At 71.2% G+C, this 12,657-nt stretch carries 16 protein-coding genes; 7 read left to right on the top strand and 9 right to left on the bottom strand.

The window, feature by feature from the left end:
• Together ACQP2Y_RS30770 and ACQP2Y_RS30765 are read right to left on the bottom strand one after the other, a co-directional pair.
• Positions 1–729, bottom strand: coding sequence for an ABC transporter permease (locus tag ACQP2Y_RS30770; protein WP_433718697.1), 729 nt, complete (start codon positions 727–729; stop codon positions 1–3).
• Positions 726–1,418 (bottom strand): ABC transporter ATP-binding protein, encoded by a 693-nt coding sequence (locus ACQP2Y_RS30765; RefSeq protein ID WP_433718695.1) that lies wholly within the window; start codon positions 1,416–1,418, stop codon positions 726–728. Before ACQP2Y_RS30765 ends, ACQP2Y_RS30770 begins: the two co-directional genes overlap by 4 nt.
• A 125-nt stretch (positions 1,419–1,543) precedes the next feature.
• Between ACQP2Y_RS30765 and ACQP2Y_RS30760 the strand changes: the two genes are divergently transcribed.
• Complete coding sequence (locus ACQP2Y_RS30760; protein ID WP_433718693.1) at positions 1,544–2,683, top strand: sensor histidine kinase; 1,140 nt, start codon at positions 1,544–1,546, stop codon at positions 2,681–2,683.
• Complete coding sequence (locus ACQP2Y_RS30755) at positions 2,680–3,282, top strand: response regulator (RefSeq protein ID WP_433718691.1); 603 nt, start codon at positions 2,680–2,682, stop codon at positions 3,280–3,282. Before ACQP2Y_RS30760 ends, ACQP2Y_RS30755 begins: the two co-directional genes overlap by 4 nt.
• 38 nt (positions 3,283–3,320) lie before the next feature.
• Here ACQP2Y_RS30755 and ACQP2Y_RS30750 read toward each other — a convergent pair whose 3' ends face one another.
• The gene (locus tag ACQP2Y_RS30750; protein WP_433718689.1) at positions 3,321–3,500 is read right to left on the bottom strand and encodes a hypothetical protein; all 180 of its coding nucleotides are present in this window, start codon (positions 3,498–3,500) and stop codon (positions 3,321–3,323) included.
• A complete protein-coding gene (locus ACQP2Y_RS30745) occupies positions 3,497–3,688 on the bottom strand; it encodes a hypothetical protein (RefSeq protein WP_433718687.1) in 192 nt (63 codons plus the stop codon). The genes ACQP2Y_RS30750 and ACQP2Y_RS30745 overlap by 4 nt, the downstream gene beginning before the upstream one ends.
• Positions 3,689–3,797: 109 nt before the next feature.
• Between ACQP2Y_RS30745 and ACQP2Y_RS30740 the strand changes: the two genes are divergently transcribed.
• Together ACQP2Y_RS30740 and ACQP2Y_RS30735 are read left to right on the top strand one after the other, a co-directional pair.
• The gene (locus tag ACQP2Y_RS30740; protein WP_433718685.1) at positions 3,798–4,202 is read left to right on the top strand and encodes a helix-turn-helix domain-containing protein; all 405 of its coding nucleotides are present in this window, start codon (positions 3,798–3,800) and stop codon (positions 4,200–4,202) included.
• Positions 4,142–4,723 carry a ClpP family protease gene (locus ACQP2Y_RS30735; protein ID WP_433718683.1) on the top strand — a complete coding sequence of 194 codons (582 nt, stop codon included), beginning with the start codon at positions 4,142–4,144 and terminating at the stop codon, positions 4,721–4,723. Before ACQP2Y_RS30740 ends, ACQP2Y_RS30735 begins: the two co-directional genes overlap by 61 nt.
• Positions 4,724–5,011: 288 nt before the next feature.
• On the opposite strand, the gene ACQP2Y_RS30730 is transcribed toward ACQP2Y_RS30735, so the two are convergent.
• On the bottom strand, positions 5,012–5,737 hold the full coding sequence (locus ACQP2Y_RS30730) for a peptidylprolyl isomerase (RefSeq protein ID WP_433718681.1): 726 nt from the start codon (positions 5,735–5,737) through the stop codon (positions 5,012–5,014).
• Positions 5,738–6,023: 286 nt separating this feature from the next.
• The gene (locus ACQP2Y_RS30725) at positions 6,024–7,499 is read right to left on the bottom strand and encodes a glutamate--cysteine ligase (RefSeq protein ID WP_433732145.1); all 1,476 of its coding nucleotides are present in this window, start codon (positions 7,497–7,499) and stop codon (positions 6,024–6,026) included.
• A 91-nt stretch (positions 7,500–7,590) separates the two neighbouring features.
• On the opposite strand from ACQP2Y_RS30725, the gene ACQP2Y_RS30720 reads away from it, so the two are divergent.
• Positions 7,591–7,914 (top strand): DUF3817 domain-containing protein, encoded by a 324-nt coding sequence (locus ACQP2Y_RS30720; protein WP_433718679.1) that lies wholly within the window; start codon positions 7,591–7,593, stop codon positions 7,912–7,914.
• Here ACQP2Y_RS30720 and ACQP2Y_RS30715 read toward each other — a convergent pair.
• Positions 7,880–8,725, bottom strand: a complete 846-nt coding sequence (locus ACQP2Y_RS30715; protein ID WP_433718677.1) for an alpha/beta fold hydrolase — start codon at positions 8,723–8,725, stop codon at positions 7,880–7,882. The genes ACQP2Y_RS30720 and ACQP2Y_RS30715 overlap by 35 nt on opposite strands.
• 83 nt (positions 8,726–8,808) lie before the next feature.
• Here ACQP2Y_RS30715 and ACQP2Y_RS30710 point away from each other — a divergent pair, with 83 nt between their 5' ends.
• On the top strand, positions 8,809–10,071 hold the full coding sequence (locus ACQP2Y_RS30710; protein ID WP_433718675.1) for an SGNH/GDSL hydrolase family protein: 1,263 nt from the start codon (positions 8,809–8,811) through the stop codon (positions 10,069–10,071).
• 5 nt (positions 10,072–10,076) lie between these two features.
• On the opposite strand, the gene ACQP2Y_RS30705 is transcribed toward ACQP2Y_RS30710, so the two are convergent.
• Positions 10,077–10,616: a hypothetical protein gene (locus tag ACQP2Y_RS30705; RefSeq protein ID WP_433718673.1), complete on the bottom strand. Its 540-nt coding sequence runs from the start codon at positions 10,614–10,616 to the stop codon at positions 10,077–10,079.
• Positions 10,617–10,786: 170 nt separating this feature from the next.
• On the opposite strand from ACQP2Y_RS30705, the gene ACQP2Y_RS30700 reads away from it, so the two are divergent.
• Positions 10,787–11,746 (top strand): iron-containing redox enzyme family protein, encoded by a 960-nt coding sequence (locus ACQP2Y_RS30700; protein WP_433718671.1) that lies wholly within the window; start codon positions 10,787–10,789, stop codon positions 11,744–11,746.
• Between the two features lie 33 nt (positions 11,747–11,779).
• Here ACQP2Y_RS30700 and ACQP2Y_RS30695 read toward each other — a convergent pair whose 3' ends face one another.
• Positions 11,780–12,013, bottom strand: coding sequence for a CDGSH iron-sulfur domain-containing protein (locus ACQP2Y_RS30695; RefSeq protein ID WP_433718669.1), 234 nt, complete (start codon positions 12,011–12,013; stop codon positions 11,780–11,782).
• Positions 12,014–12,657 lie beyond the last annotated feature (644 nt).

Here is a 12,657-nt window from a genome sequence, read left to right as displayed (position 1 = left end):
TCACGGCCGCGGATCCCAGCGAACCGCCCGGACAGCCAACGGCGCCACTGCGGCCGCGGCGATGACCAGGGCTGACGCCGCGGCGAGGCCCCCAGCCGTGCCGATGCCAGGCTCGTCCCAACCGAGCCGGGTCAATTGGGTCACCGCAGCGCCCGGCAGCGCGAGCATCCACCACTCCACCTCGGACGCCGGAGTTCTGGCGGCCCAGAAAGCGCCGCCCAGAAAGGCCAACGCCAGCGGGGCGGTGGTGAGCTGCGCCAGCTCCGGGGCCGGCGTCCAGGCTGAGGTCACTACGGCGAACACTCCGGCCACGAGAATGCCCGCGGCAAAGGCGATGATCGGCGCCCAGGCATGGCCCGGCAACTGCCCGCCGCCCGCGACGACCATGACGGCGCCCTGCAACAGCATCAGCAACGCGGACGGGAGCAGAACCCCGGTGAGCACAGCCGTGTCCGACGCCCCGGAGACGCGCAGCCGCTTGAGCACCGACTGCGAACGCCGAGCCACCAGGGTGGTCGTCCCCGCCGTGTACGTCGTCAACGCCAGCAGCACCGCCAGCTGCAGGCCGGTCGCGGTGCCCCGGCCGGCCCGCCCGGTGTCGTGCTCGGCCCACACGATCAGCAGCCCCAGCGCGGCCGGCAGCACTGCCCCCATTACGAGCGCCGGCACGCTGCGGCTCAGCATCCGCAGCTCCGCCCCGGCGATCAGCGCCCACGCCGGCGCCCTCATCGGTGCGTGCTCCCATGCACCAGGTGCTTGACCAACCCGGGCACCCGCGGATTGGCCATTGTGACCACGCCGCGATGCAGCACCGCCACCCGGTCGGCAAGCGTCTCCGCCTCCTCCAGGTGATGCGTCGTCATCACCACCGTCGCGCCTCGCAGCAGGCGGCACCGCAAGACGTCCCAGGTGTGCAATTGGGCCTCGGGGTCCAGCCCGGACGTCGGTTCGTCCAGCAGCAAGAGCTTCGGTTCGCTGCACAGCGCGACGGCCAGGTCGAGGCGGCGCCGTTCGCCACCGGAGAGCCGGCGCACTCGCACGCCGGCGCGATGCTCCAGGTGCACCTCCTCGATCAGGGCGTCCGCGTGCGTCAGCGGGAGTCGCCGGTGCAGGCCCAGCCACAGCCGTACGGTCTCGGCGACGGTGAGGTCCGGGGCGCACCCGCCCTCCTGCAGCACCACGCCGACATCAGGCGCCAGGCGACGGCGTGACCGGTACGGATCCAGGCTCAAAACCCGCACCGTCCCGGCGTCAGGCCGGCGCAACCCGAGCATCGCGTCGAGCAGGGTGCTCTTGCCCGCCCCGTTCGTGCCGATCAGCGCGATCAACTCGCCCGGACCGACCTCAAGATCCGCGCCCCGCACCGCTTGGTACGAGCCGTACGACAGATGCACGTCACGGCAGATGACTGGATTCATGACGTCGACTCTCGTCGGCCCGGCCCGGGCGCTGTAGTGCCGTTTGCCCACCAGCCCCGATGACAGATGTCATCAATACCTCGGCAGGTGTGGGCGGCCTCGATTCCGACCCGCAAGATGAACCGGTGACCGCATCCATGCCCGAGCACCCGAGGCCGGGTCTGCTGGCCCTGCGCCGGCTGACCTGGTGGGTGACAGTCGCCTGCCTGGTGGTCTTCGCCGTGCTGGTCACCGCGGAGTCCGGCACGGTGGTCGTCGGGGTGCTCGTGTTCGCGGTCTGCGCGGCAGCAGGTGTCCTCTTCGCCGCGCCCGTCCTCGGCCGTCCCCTGCTGCATCCGGCCTATCGGCGTGGACTGGTGGTCATCACGGCGGTGGCTGCCAACGCCGTGCTGGTGGTCTCCCGAGCCGTTGCGGACGGCGGCTTTCCCTGGCCGCTACCGCTGGCCGCGCTGCTCGCCGGCGCCCATGCCGGGAGCCGTCACCCGTGGCGAATCGTCTGGCCTGCCGGTCTCGGCCTCGCCTTGGCCGCGTCGCTGCTGGGCTCGTGGTTGGGCGGGCAGCCGTCATGGACCGGGGCGGTCCAGGATGCGGCGATGGTGGCGCTGGGCGCCTGGGGCCTGCTGGCCCAGGTGTGGATGTTGCGGGTGGCCGAGCGCCTGGACCGGGCCCGTCGGCTCGAGAGCGCGGCAGCGGTGACGGGGGAGCGGTTGCGCTTCGCGGCGGATCTGCACGACATCCAGGGGCACAACCTGGAGGTCATCGCGTTCAAGAGCGAGCTCGCCGAGCGGTTGGCCGTCGTCGACCCGGAGCGGGCGGTTGCCGAGATGCGCGAGGTGCAGAATCTGGCCCGGCAGGCGCTGGGGGACACCCGCGCGGTGGTGCAGGGCTACCGCCGGGTGACGCTGGAGACGGAGATGGGCAACGCGGCGCGGGTGCTGACATCGGCCGGCATCGACTGCCGCATCGAGCGTGATGCCGGGCTGCCCGGCCTGCCGGACGAGGCAGCGATGTTGATCGGTCTCGTCGTTCGGGAGGGCACCACGAACGTGCTCCGGCACAGTGCGGCCCGCCGGTGCACGATCGCCTTGACCGCCGAGGCCGGCTCGGTGCGCCTGCTGATGGGCAACGACGCGCCGCTGGGCGCTCGACCCGGCCCGGCGGGAGGCCTGGCGGCCCTGGCCGAGCGGCTGGTCTCGGCCGGGGGCGCGCTGCACTGGCACGCGGCCCCGGGGGAGTTCACGATCGAGGCGACGGTGAAGCGATGATCAGAGTGCTGCTGGCCGACGACGAGGACCTCATCCGCGGCGCCGTGGCGGCGCTCCTCGGCCTCGAGCCCGATCTGACCGTCGTCGGAGAGGCCGCCGACAGCGTCGCCGCGGTTGCCGTCGCACTGCAAACGCGGCCCGAGGTGGCCGTGCTGGATCTGGAGATGCCGCCCGGCGACGGATTGCAGGCGGCGGCCGAGATCCGCGAACGGCTGGCGATCCCCGTCATCCTGGTCACCCGGCATGCCCGCCCGGCCGTGTTGCGCCGCGCGCTGGCGGCCGGCGTCGCCGGGTTCGTGCCGAAGACCACCCCGGCCGCCCGGCTCGCCGTGATCATCCGGGCGGTGCACGGCGGGCGCCGCTACATCGACCCGGACATCGCGGCTTCGGCGCTCACCGAGGACGAATGCCCGCTGACCACCCGCGAGCTCGACATCCTGCGGGTCGTACGCAGCGGTGCCCCCATCACGGAGATCGCCGCGGCGGTGCACCTGGCGCCCGGGACCGTGCGCAACTACCTGTCCACCGCGATGGCCAAGGTAGGCGCAGCGACGCGACACGCGGCCGCCCACCACGCATGGGAGCAAGGATGGATCTAGACCGCGAGGCGCGGCCCGCCGAACAAGCGAAGCCGTGGTCAGCCCCGGCCGAGGGCGTCGGCCGGCCCCTCATCCACGAGGCTCTTCGTCATGACGTGCTCGCGGCGGACGCCGTCGGGCATGAGGTCCCCGAGCTCCCCGGTGTCACGGAAGCCGTTCCGCCGATAGAGCGCCCAGGCATTGCCGTTCCCCTCCACCGCGGCCAACCGCAACGTCACCGCGCCCGCTTGCCAGGCCCACCGCTCCACCTCGCGGCCAGCCGTGCGCGCCAGCGTTCCTCGCGGTCGCCGTCGCCTTGCCAGTCCGCCAGCTGGGAGCCGAAGGCATAGCCCGCCTCACGCAGCGCCTCGAGTCGCAGCTCCCGCCAGATCAAGTCGTCCGGAGCCAGCACAAGGGTCTCGACCATCTCCTGCACGTTGCCGCAGCCGGCGCGAGCAGACAACGGAGTATCCGGCGACCCCGGTGCGGACACAGGATGCCCCTAGAATGGGGTCTCGCCAGAGGGGGAGGGTGCGATGTCACTCCTGCGGTCAGCCATCGGAACGGTGCTGCGGCGCCTGCGCCACCAGCAGGGTCGCACCTTGCAGGACGTCGCGGACGCCGCCGGTGTGTCGCTGCCGTACCTGTCGGAGATCGAGCGTGGCCGCAAGGAGGCCTCCTCCGAGATCCTCGCCAGCATCTGCGCCGCCCTCGGCCTGCCGCTGACCGACCTGCTCGAGCAGGTACGCGCCGAGCTGCTCCGCACCACCCCGGTGACCACCCCCGTACGCGCCCCCAGAATGCGCGTGACCTGCGGCTATGCCCAGGGCAGATCTGCCCACGGCAGAGATCGTCGCCGGCCCCCGGGGCGCGCCGCAGGATGGGTCGTATGCAGACCGACCAGGCTCCCTTCGGCGCCCAGCTCTACGACGCGCTTCTAGCCGAACGCATCGTCTTCCTCGGCACCGAGGTCACCGACGCGAGCGCCAACATGGTGTGCGGGCAGTTGCTCCTGCTCGCCGCCGCTGACCCGCGCCGTGACATCCAGCTCTACATCAACTCGCCGGGCGGCTCGGTCAGTGCCGGGCTCGCGATCTACGACACCATGCGCTTCATCAAGAACGACGTGGCCACCATCGCCATGGGCATGGCCGGCTCGATGGGGCAGTTCCTGCTGACCGCGGGCACCGCCGGCAAGCGCTTCGCGTTGCCGCACGCGCGGATCATGATGCATCAGCCGTCGGGCGGCTTCGGCGGCACGGTCGCGGACATCACCATCCAGGCCGAGAACATGCTGTACGTCAAGCGCAAGGTCCAGGAACTGATCGCCCGCCACAGCGGCCGCACGATGGCCGAGGTCGAAGCCGACTCCGACCGCGACCGCTGGTTCACCGCCGAGCAGGCCGTGGCCTACGGCCTGATCGACGAGGTCATCACCGAAGCAGCCGCGGTGGCCGCGTGACCCAACGAGGCGGCAGCGGCCGCGGTGGCCCGATCCAACGAGGCGGAGCGACGGCGATGGCCGCGTGGCCCCAGTGAGGCGGCAGCGGCCGAGACGGCCGTGATTCAGCGAGGCGGCGCGACGGCGGTGGCAGCGTGGCCCAGCAAGGCGGCCGCGACGGCGGTGGCCGCCTGGTTCAGCGAGGTGGTGGCGGCCGCGATGGCCCAGTGACTGAATGAGGCGGCAGCGGCCGCGGTGGCCCGTGATCCAGCGAGGCGACCGCGACCGCGACGGCGGTAGCCGCGTGACTCAGCGACGCACCGTAGCCCGCCGGATCTCAGTGCGCAGCGCAGGCGGCCCATCCAACGGAGCCGGATCCTCAGCCGTCGGTGTCACGCCACCGGCAGCGACCCGGTCCAGGGTCCGCAGCCCGCTCCGCTCCACGCTGCCGAAGATTGTGTAGTTCGGCCGCAGCGCCGAGTTGCCGTAGACCAGGAAGAACTGGCTGCCGTTGGTGTCCGGGCCGGCGTTGGCCATGGCCAGCACGCCGCGGGCGTACACCTTGCGCTCGCCGGTCGGGTCGGTCGGCGCGGGCGGCAGGTCCGTGGGCAGTTCGTCGCCGTAGCGGTAGCCGGGGCCGCCGGAGCCGGTCCCGCTCGGGTCGCCGCACTGCAGGACCAGGAGCGTCGGGTACGCGGTCAGCCGGTGACAGATGGTCCGGTCGTAGAACCGGTGCCGGACCAGGTGCACGAAGCTCTGCACCGTGCACGGCGCCTGGGCGCGGTCCAGCTCCAGCGGGATCGGCCCGAGGTTGGTCTTCAGCAGCACGTCCACGGTGCCGCGATCGGGGGTGTGCCGCGGGTCGCGGGGCAGCGGCACCGGCCGCACAGCGGGATCGTCCGGCGTGGGCGTGTACGCACACGGCCCCTTGGTGGGCGCGGTGGGATCGGTGCCGTGCGCGGCAGCGGGGGCGGCCCCGACCACACCAGCCGCTAACACCGAGACCAGGACGAACGCCAGACGTCGCTTCATCATCCCCCCGGTCTAATCGATCCACTTGGATACGTCAAGCCACCCCGGCCGGCCCCGGACCGGATGACGGCGCGCCTGTTCCCCAGCAGCTCCCGGGCAATCGCCACCACCGGCCGCTCAAGCCAAGCCAACCCACCGGCACCGACCACAGGCGACACCAACCGACGACAGACGACACCAAGCCGACGGCCAGGTGCGACCTAGCCGACGGCCAGGCGAGACAAGGCCGACCACAGGCGACACCAAACCGACTACCGGCGAGTCAAAGATGAGGGAAGCACAGCGCCGATCAGGAGACCGGCCACTCATGGACCGGAATGTTCTCGTGCATCGGCGGCAGATACCGCCGCAACATCTCATGCAGAGCCGCCTGCCGGTCCAACCCCTCCCCCTCCAACGAATGCAAAGTCTCCACCTGCCAAGTAGCCCCATTACGCCCCGTCAAGCAGCGCTGCTCAATGATCCCCAGCAACCTGTCCCGCTCACCCGCCGACACACCCCACTTGTCCAACCCCTCCTTGGCCAGCGGCAGCAGACGACGCAGCACCAGCTCGGACACCGGCACATACCCCAACCCAGGCCAGAACACCGACGCCGCAATACCGTGCCGGGCGCAGGAGTGGAAGTTCTCCTCCGCCGCGCTGAACGACATCTGGGTCCAGATCGGACGCTCCGCCTCGGCCAGCATCCGGACCAGGCCGTAGTAGAACGCCCCGTTGGCCACCGTGTCGACGACCGTCGGGCCGGCCGGCAGCACCCTGTTCTCCACGCGCAGGTGCGGGCGGCCCTTGACCACCGCGTAGATCGGCCGGTTCCACCTGTACACCGTGCCGTTGTGCAGGCGCAGTTCGCTCAGCTCCGGGGTGTCGCCGCTCTGGAGGATCTGCTCCGGGTCGTCCTCGTCGCAGATCGGCAGTAGCGCCGGGAAGTAGCGGACGTTCTCCTCGAACAGGTCGAAGACCGAGGTGATCCAGCGTTCGCCGAACCACACCCGGGGGCGTACGCCCTGGGCCCGGATCTCCTCCGAGCGGGTGTCGGTGGCCTGTTCGAACAGCGGGATCCGGGTCTCGCGCCACAGCTCTCGGCCGAACAGCAGCGGCGAGTTCGCGCCCAGGGCCACCTGGATGCCGGAGATGACCTGGGCCGCGTTCCAGTACGCCGCGAACTGGTCCGGGCTCACCTGCAGGTGGAACTGGGTGCTGGTGCAGGCCGCCTCGGGCGCGATGGTGTCCGTGGTGACGGCCAGCCGGTCGATGCCGTCGATGCGGATGTCCAGGTCCTCGCCGCGGGCCGCGAAGATCTGCTCGTTGAGCAGCTTGTAGCGCGGGTTCGCCGACAGCGAGTCGGCGGTCATGTGTTCCTTGCGCAGCGTCGGCAGGATGCCGATCATCACCATGTGCGCGCCGACGCTGCGGGCGTGCTCCTCCGCGTTGTTCAGGCTGGCCCGCAGCTCGCGTTCCAGGTCGGCGTTCTCCTCGCCGGCCAGCCGCCGCGGCGCCACGTTTATCTCGACGTTGAACTGGCCCAGTTCGGTCTGGAAGTCCGGGTCGGCGATGGCCCGCAGCACCTCGGCGTTGCGCATCGCCGGGTCGGCGTTGTCGTCGACCAGGTTGAGCTCCACCTCCATGCCGGTCAGCGGCCGTTCGAAATCGAAGCGCGAGTCGCGCAGCATGGCGGCGAAGACGTCGAGACTGCGCCTGATCTTCTGCCGGTACTGCGATCTGTCCTCGCGGGTGAATGTCCTCTGGTCGACCTCTTCGCCCACCGCGCACCGCCCCTCTGCCTGCATCTATGATCTCGTGGACAACCCGTCGGCGCATCAGAAGAACGCGTCGAACCACTCCGGAGGTTTCCGCGTGCGTCGCATACCTGCCCTTTTCGTCGCCGTGGCAATCGCGGAGGCGTGCAGCTGGGCAGCGCTGCTGATCGGGATGTTCTTCAAGTACGTCGTCGTGCGCAATGAGATCGGCGTGCAGATCGCCGGGCCGATCCACGGCGCCTTCTTCATGGCCTACCTGGCCGTCACCGTGGTGCAGGCCCGGGTGGCCGGCTGGAAGTGGAGGGTCACGCTGGTCGCCCTGCTCTGCTCGATCCCGCCGTTCGCGACCGTGGTCTTCGAGCGCTGGGCCCGTTCGCGGGGCCTGCTCACCGCCGCAGCAGAGCCCGCAGCGCAGTCGTGAGCGCCTGAGGGTTCTCCTCGGCCATGTGGTGGCCGCTCTCGATCGGCACCCCCTGCACGTCGTCGGCCCATTCCCGCCAGATCGCCAGCGGGTCGCCGTAGAGCTCCTCCATGTCGTCGCGGGTCGACCAGGCGAACAGCGTCGGGCAGGTGATCCGCCGGCCGGCGGCCCGGTCCGCGTCGTCGGTGGCGCGATCGCCGCGCAGGCCCGCGCGGTAGTCGCAGCACATCGCGTGCACGGTCGCCGGGTCGTAGATCGCTTCGCGTTCCTCCGGCGGCACGGCGTCGCCGAGGCCGTACCAGGCGTGCGGGTCGGCGTTGATGACCGGTTCCGCCGGCTTCGCCGTCTGGCCCAGGAAGAACCAGTGCCACCACCGGGCCGCGAAACGGGCGTCGGCCCGGGCGAGGGCTTCGCCGATGGGTACGCCGTCAAGCACCGCCAAGTGACTCACCACCCCCGGATGGTCCAGGGCGAGCCGCATGGCCACGTAACAGCCACGGTCGTGCCCCGCCACGGCGAAACGCTCGTGTCCCAGCCGGGCCATCAGCGCCACGATGTCCGCCGCCATGGCCCGTTTGCCGTACCCGGAGAAGTCGTCGCCCGCCGGCGGTTTCGACGACCGGCCGTAGCCGCGCAGGTCCGGGCAGACCACGGTGTGCTCCGCGGCCAGCGCGGGCGCGACCTGCTGCCAGGTGACATGCGTACGCGGATGCCCGTGCAGCAGGACGACCGGCGGGCCGCTGCCGCCGTGGCGCACCCGCAGGGTCGCCGCCCCGACGTCGATGTGGTCCAGAGCGAAGCCGTCGAACATGACCGTAGCCGTTACCCGGCCTTTACAGAACGAAGCATCGCATCGAGACTGATCGTTGTCTTGAGGCCCTCAGGGAGGCAACGATGCGCAGATTCGGCACGATCGTCGCAGCGTCGGCCCTGCTCGCGGCGGGCCTCGCGGCCCCGGCCGCGGCGCAGCGGCCCGCGACGGGATGGAGCACCGCCTGGGCCACCGCGCCGGCGGCCGCGGTCGCCGGCGTCGAGCAGGGGTACGCGGGCTTCACGATCCGCAACGTCGTGCACACCACGATCGGCGGGGCCACCGTACGGGTCCACCTGTCGAACCGCTTCGGCACCCAGCCCGTGCTGATGGGGCATGTCACCGTGGCCTTGTCCGCGCACGCCGGCGGGCGCCGCGACGGGACCATCGACCGCAGCGACGGTACGGCGCAGCCCGGCACCCTGCGCGACGTCCTGTTCCACGGCCGCGGCTCGATCACCATCCCGGCCCGCGCCGAGGTGGTCAGCGACCCGGTGCCGCTGCGGGTCGCCGCCGACCGCGACCTGCTCGTCACCACGTGGACGCCGCAGCCCTCGGGCACGGTCACCTACCACCCGGCCGCGATGCAGGACTCGTACTTCACCCGGGGCCCGGCCGACCACGCCGGGGACGAGGCTGCCGCCGCGTTCACCGAGACCACCCGGGTCTGGCACTACGTGAACGGGGTCGACGTGCGGGGCGGCCCGGGCACGGTGGTCGCACTCGGCGACTCCATCACCGACGGCGTCACCTCCACCTGGGGTGCGAACCGGCGCTGGACCGACTACCTGGCCGCCCGGCTGGCCGGCAGCCCGGTGCCGGACTACGGCGTCGCCAACTCCGGCATCAGCGGCAACCGCGTCCTGCTGGACAGCAACGCCCCCAACTACACGATCTACAGCAGCTTCGGCCCCAGCGCGCTGACCCGGCTCAACTACGACGTGCTGGAACGCGCCGGTGCCCGCTCGGTCATCGTCTTCGAGGGCATCAACGACATCCAGCAGACCCCGCACCAGGAAGACCCGGAGCAGATCATCGCCGGCCTGGCCCAGATCGCGGCCCAGGCGCACGACCGCGGACTGCGCGTCGTCGGCGCCACGATCATGGCCTGGAAGGGCTGGGGCTCCTGGACCCCCGAGCTGGAGAAGACCCGGGTCGCGGTGAACGAGTGGATCCGCGCCGGCGGTGACGGCACGCTGGACGGGCTCGCCGACTTCGACGCGGCCACCCGGGATCCGGCCGACCCCGAGCAGTTGCTGCCCGCGTTCGACAGCGGCGACCACCTGCACCCCAACGACGCCGGGGACAAGGCGATGGCCGCCGTCGTGCCGCTGGCCCGGCTCTGAGCTGATCAGCTGATCCAGGCCGCCACGAGCACGGCGGCCAGCGCCAGGCCCAGCACGGCCTGGATCAGCAACCCGGGACCGAAGTGCGACCACAGCGTCGGGATGCGCGGGGTCAGCGGCTGCATCGTGGTCAGGTTCAGCACCTGCTCCAGCTTCACCGGCAGATCCGGGTCCTTCTGCGCCCGGGTCCGCAACTGCACGAGGTCGCCGCGGTGCAACGCCGACTGCGGCAGCTGACCGTGCATCTCCACCTCGTACGTCTGGCCCAGGTCGTCGCGCAGCCGTACCGGGGTGACCAGGTATTCCGGGCCCTTCTTGAGGTCCTTGAACTTGCGCCGCGCGCCTCCGCCGCCGCTGCGCAGCAGGGCGAGGAGCAGCGCGCCGAGCGCCTGGGTGATGGTGGCCGCGACGAACACGGCGACCAGCAGCGGCTGGGCGACCTTGACCTCGCGGGTGTAGGAGGGCCGGAACCCGAGGAACCGGCCGGTGATGACGGGACCGGCGTGCCGGAGGATCCGCTCGCGGTAGAGCTCGGTGTCGTCCATGGGGATATCTCCTGGGAGGGGGAGATGCATGTCCCTCAATTGTACGGAGAGCTACCTGTACAACACAGTGAGTGAATTCTGGATCACGGCTCACCAGCAGCTGATCTCTCCGTTTGGCGCCGATCCCACCGGGCATCTCTCAATCCCGCTTGCCCATTAGGACGTGCCGCATGAAGATGCCCTCTGCCCGCGGACCGGTTTCGGCCGCTGTCATCGACGCCCTCGCGCGCTCGCCGTACGACTTCACCCTCGACCCGGGCGAAGTCGGCCACGAGGACCTGCACCTGACGCTCTTCGTGCTCTACGAGCTGCACTACCGCGGCTGGGACGGCGTCGACGACCAGTGGGAATGGCACCCCGGACTGCTGGCGCTGCGCGCCCGCCTGGAGGCCCGCTTCGAGGCCGACCTGCGCGAGCTCGTCGGCGACCCGGCGCCCGCCGACGACGTGCCCCGCACGCTCGTCGCCCTGACCTCCGACAACAGCGGCCCGTCGCTCTCCGGCTACCTGCGCGGCCGGGCGACCCTGGAACAGTTCAAGGAGTTCGCCACCCACCGCTCGATCTACCACCTGCGCGAGGCCGACCCGCACACCTTCGCGATCCCCCGGCTGGGCGGCAAGGCCAAGGCCGCACTCATCGAGATCCAGATCGACGAGTACGGCGGAGGCGTCGCCGACCGCATGCACCAGGAGATGTTCCGCAGCACGATGACCGCGCTCGGCCTCGACACCGAGTACGGCGCGTACGTGGATGTGGTGCCGGCGACGACCCTGGCCAACAACAACCTCATGTCGCTGTTCGGGTTGCACCGCCGGTGGCGCGGGGCGCTGCTGGGCCACCTGGCCGCGTACGAGATGACCTCGACCGGCCCGAACCGCGCGTACGGCAACGGCCTGCGCCGGCTGGGCGGCGACGCGGACGGCACCCGCTTCTACGACGAGCACGTGGAGGCGGACGCGGTGCACGAGCAGATCGCCGCGTACGACATGTGCGGCTCGTTCTGCCAGGCCGAACCGGAATCGGCGGGCGACGTGCTCTTCGGCGCCCGGTGCGTGCTCAAGCTGGAAGAGAAATGGGCGGAACACATCCTCGAGCGCTGGGCGGCGGGGGAGACCTCCCTGCGCGGATGAGCCGGCGCCGACCGCTCCCAGCGCTGTGAGCGGTCAGGCGTCGCCGCGCGGAGCGGCACTCTCGCGGCCGACGCCAGCCCGGAAGCCGATGGCCTTGTGCGTGCCGTCGCAGAACGGCTTGATCGCGGACTTGCCACAACGGCAGAGCGCGACGGTGCCCCGGCCGGGATCGATGACCTCACCGTCGGGGGTGCTGAGCGTGAAGTTGCCCCGCAGCAGCAGCGGCCCGTCCTCGTACGGGATCACGGTCGCGCCGCGATCATCCACCGATCCAGTCATGGCGGGGGAGATGCCCCGGCGCGCCCGCCCGAAACACCGCAGACCACGGGGCTGTCCGCCGTCCGTCTACCGATTGGCCGAAACGGTCACGGCGCGGTCCCGGACACGGTGAACTTGGAACTGAACGCCTGTCGCGGGCGATCTACGGGGGTGGGACAGCATGGCGCTGATCGGCATGAAGTACGTGAATCCTGACAGTGTGCTCGCGCGTACGGCGTGGGAGATGGTCCAGACCCACGCGGGCGGCCTGGGCCCCCACGAGGGCATGACCGTCTGCCCGGTCTGCGGCGAACCCCTGCCCTGCACCGCCGGCCGCGCGGCGGCGGAGGTCGTGGCGGCGGCCGGCCTGGCCGAATCGTCCGGGCTGGTCGAAGCGGCCCGCCAGCAGGGCCGGGAATCGGGATCACCGCTGGGTCTGAGCAGTACGGCCGAGCGTCCGGCGCCCGCGGTGGGGGTGGCGCACCCGCCGATGGCGTTCGCTCCGCCGGAGGAGTCGCTGCCGGAACCGGCCTACCGCCAGTTTGATGCTGCTCGCCCGCAGCCAGCCGCTGAAGCCGACGCCGTTTCCGGGTCTGCTGCGCCGGCATCCGGGCTGAAGCCGTCCGGAAATACGCCGTCCGGGCTTACTCCGC

It is taken from the genome of Actinoplanes sp. CA-051413, assembly GCF_050955795.1.
Classification (GTDB): Bacteria; Actinomycetota; Actinomycetes; order Mycobacteriales; family Micromonosporaceae; genus Actinoplanes.
The sequence above is the reverse complement of the archived record's forward strand: the minus strand, read 5'-3'. Positions and strand labels throughout refer to the sequence as shown.

Bases quoted from the DNA above. Each gene is read 5' to 3' on its own strand.
- ACQP2Y_RS30700 (WP_433718671.1), top strand. From the start codon at position 10,787: ATGAAGATGCCCTCTGCCCGCGGACCGGTTTCGGCCGCTGTCATCGAC.
- ACQP2Y_RS30705 (WP_433718673.1), bottom strand. From the start codon at position 10,616: ATGGACGACACCGAGCTCTACCGCGAGCGGATCCTCCGGCACGCCGGT.
- ACQP2Y_RS30765 (WP_433718695.1), bottom strand. From the start codon at position 1,418: ATGAATCCAGTCATCTGCCGTGACGTGCATCTGTCGTACGGCTCGTAC.
- ACQP2Y_RS30755 (WP_433718691.1), top strand. From the start codon at position 2,680: ATGATCAGAGTGCTGCTGGCCGACGACGAGGACCTCATCCGCGGCGCC.
- ACQP2Y_RS30745 (WP_433718687.1), bottom strand. From the start codon at position 3,688: ATGGTCGAGACCCTTGTGCTGGCTCCGGACGACTTGATCTGGCGGGAG.
- ACQP2Y_RS30730 (WP_433718681.1), bottom strand. From the start codon at position 5,737: ATGATGAAGCGACGTCTGGCGTTCGTCCTGGTCTCGGTGTTAGCGGCT.
- ACQP2Y_RS30715 (WP_433718677.1), bottom strand. From the start codon at position 8,725: ATGTTCGACGGCTTCGCTCTGGACCACATCGACGTCGGGGCGGCGACC.
- ACQP2Y_RS30710 (WP_433718675.1), top strand. From the start codon at position 8,809: ATGCGCAGATTCGGCACGATCGTCGCAGCGTCGGCCCTGCTCGCGGCG.
- ACQP2Y_RS30735 (WP_433718683.1), top strand. From the start codon at position 4,142: ATGGGTCGTATGCAGACCGACCAGGCTCCCTTCGGCGCCCAGCTCTAC.
- ACQP2Y_RS30740 (WP_433718685.1), top strand. From the start codon at position 3,798: ATGTCACTCCTGCGGTCAGCCATCGGAACGGTGCTGCGGCGCCTGCGC.
- ACQP2Y_RS30770 (WP_433718697.1), bottom strand. From the start codon at position 729: ATGAGGGCGCCGGCGTGGGCGCTGATCGCCGGGGCGGAGCTGCGGATG.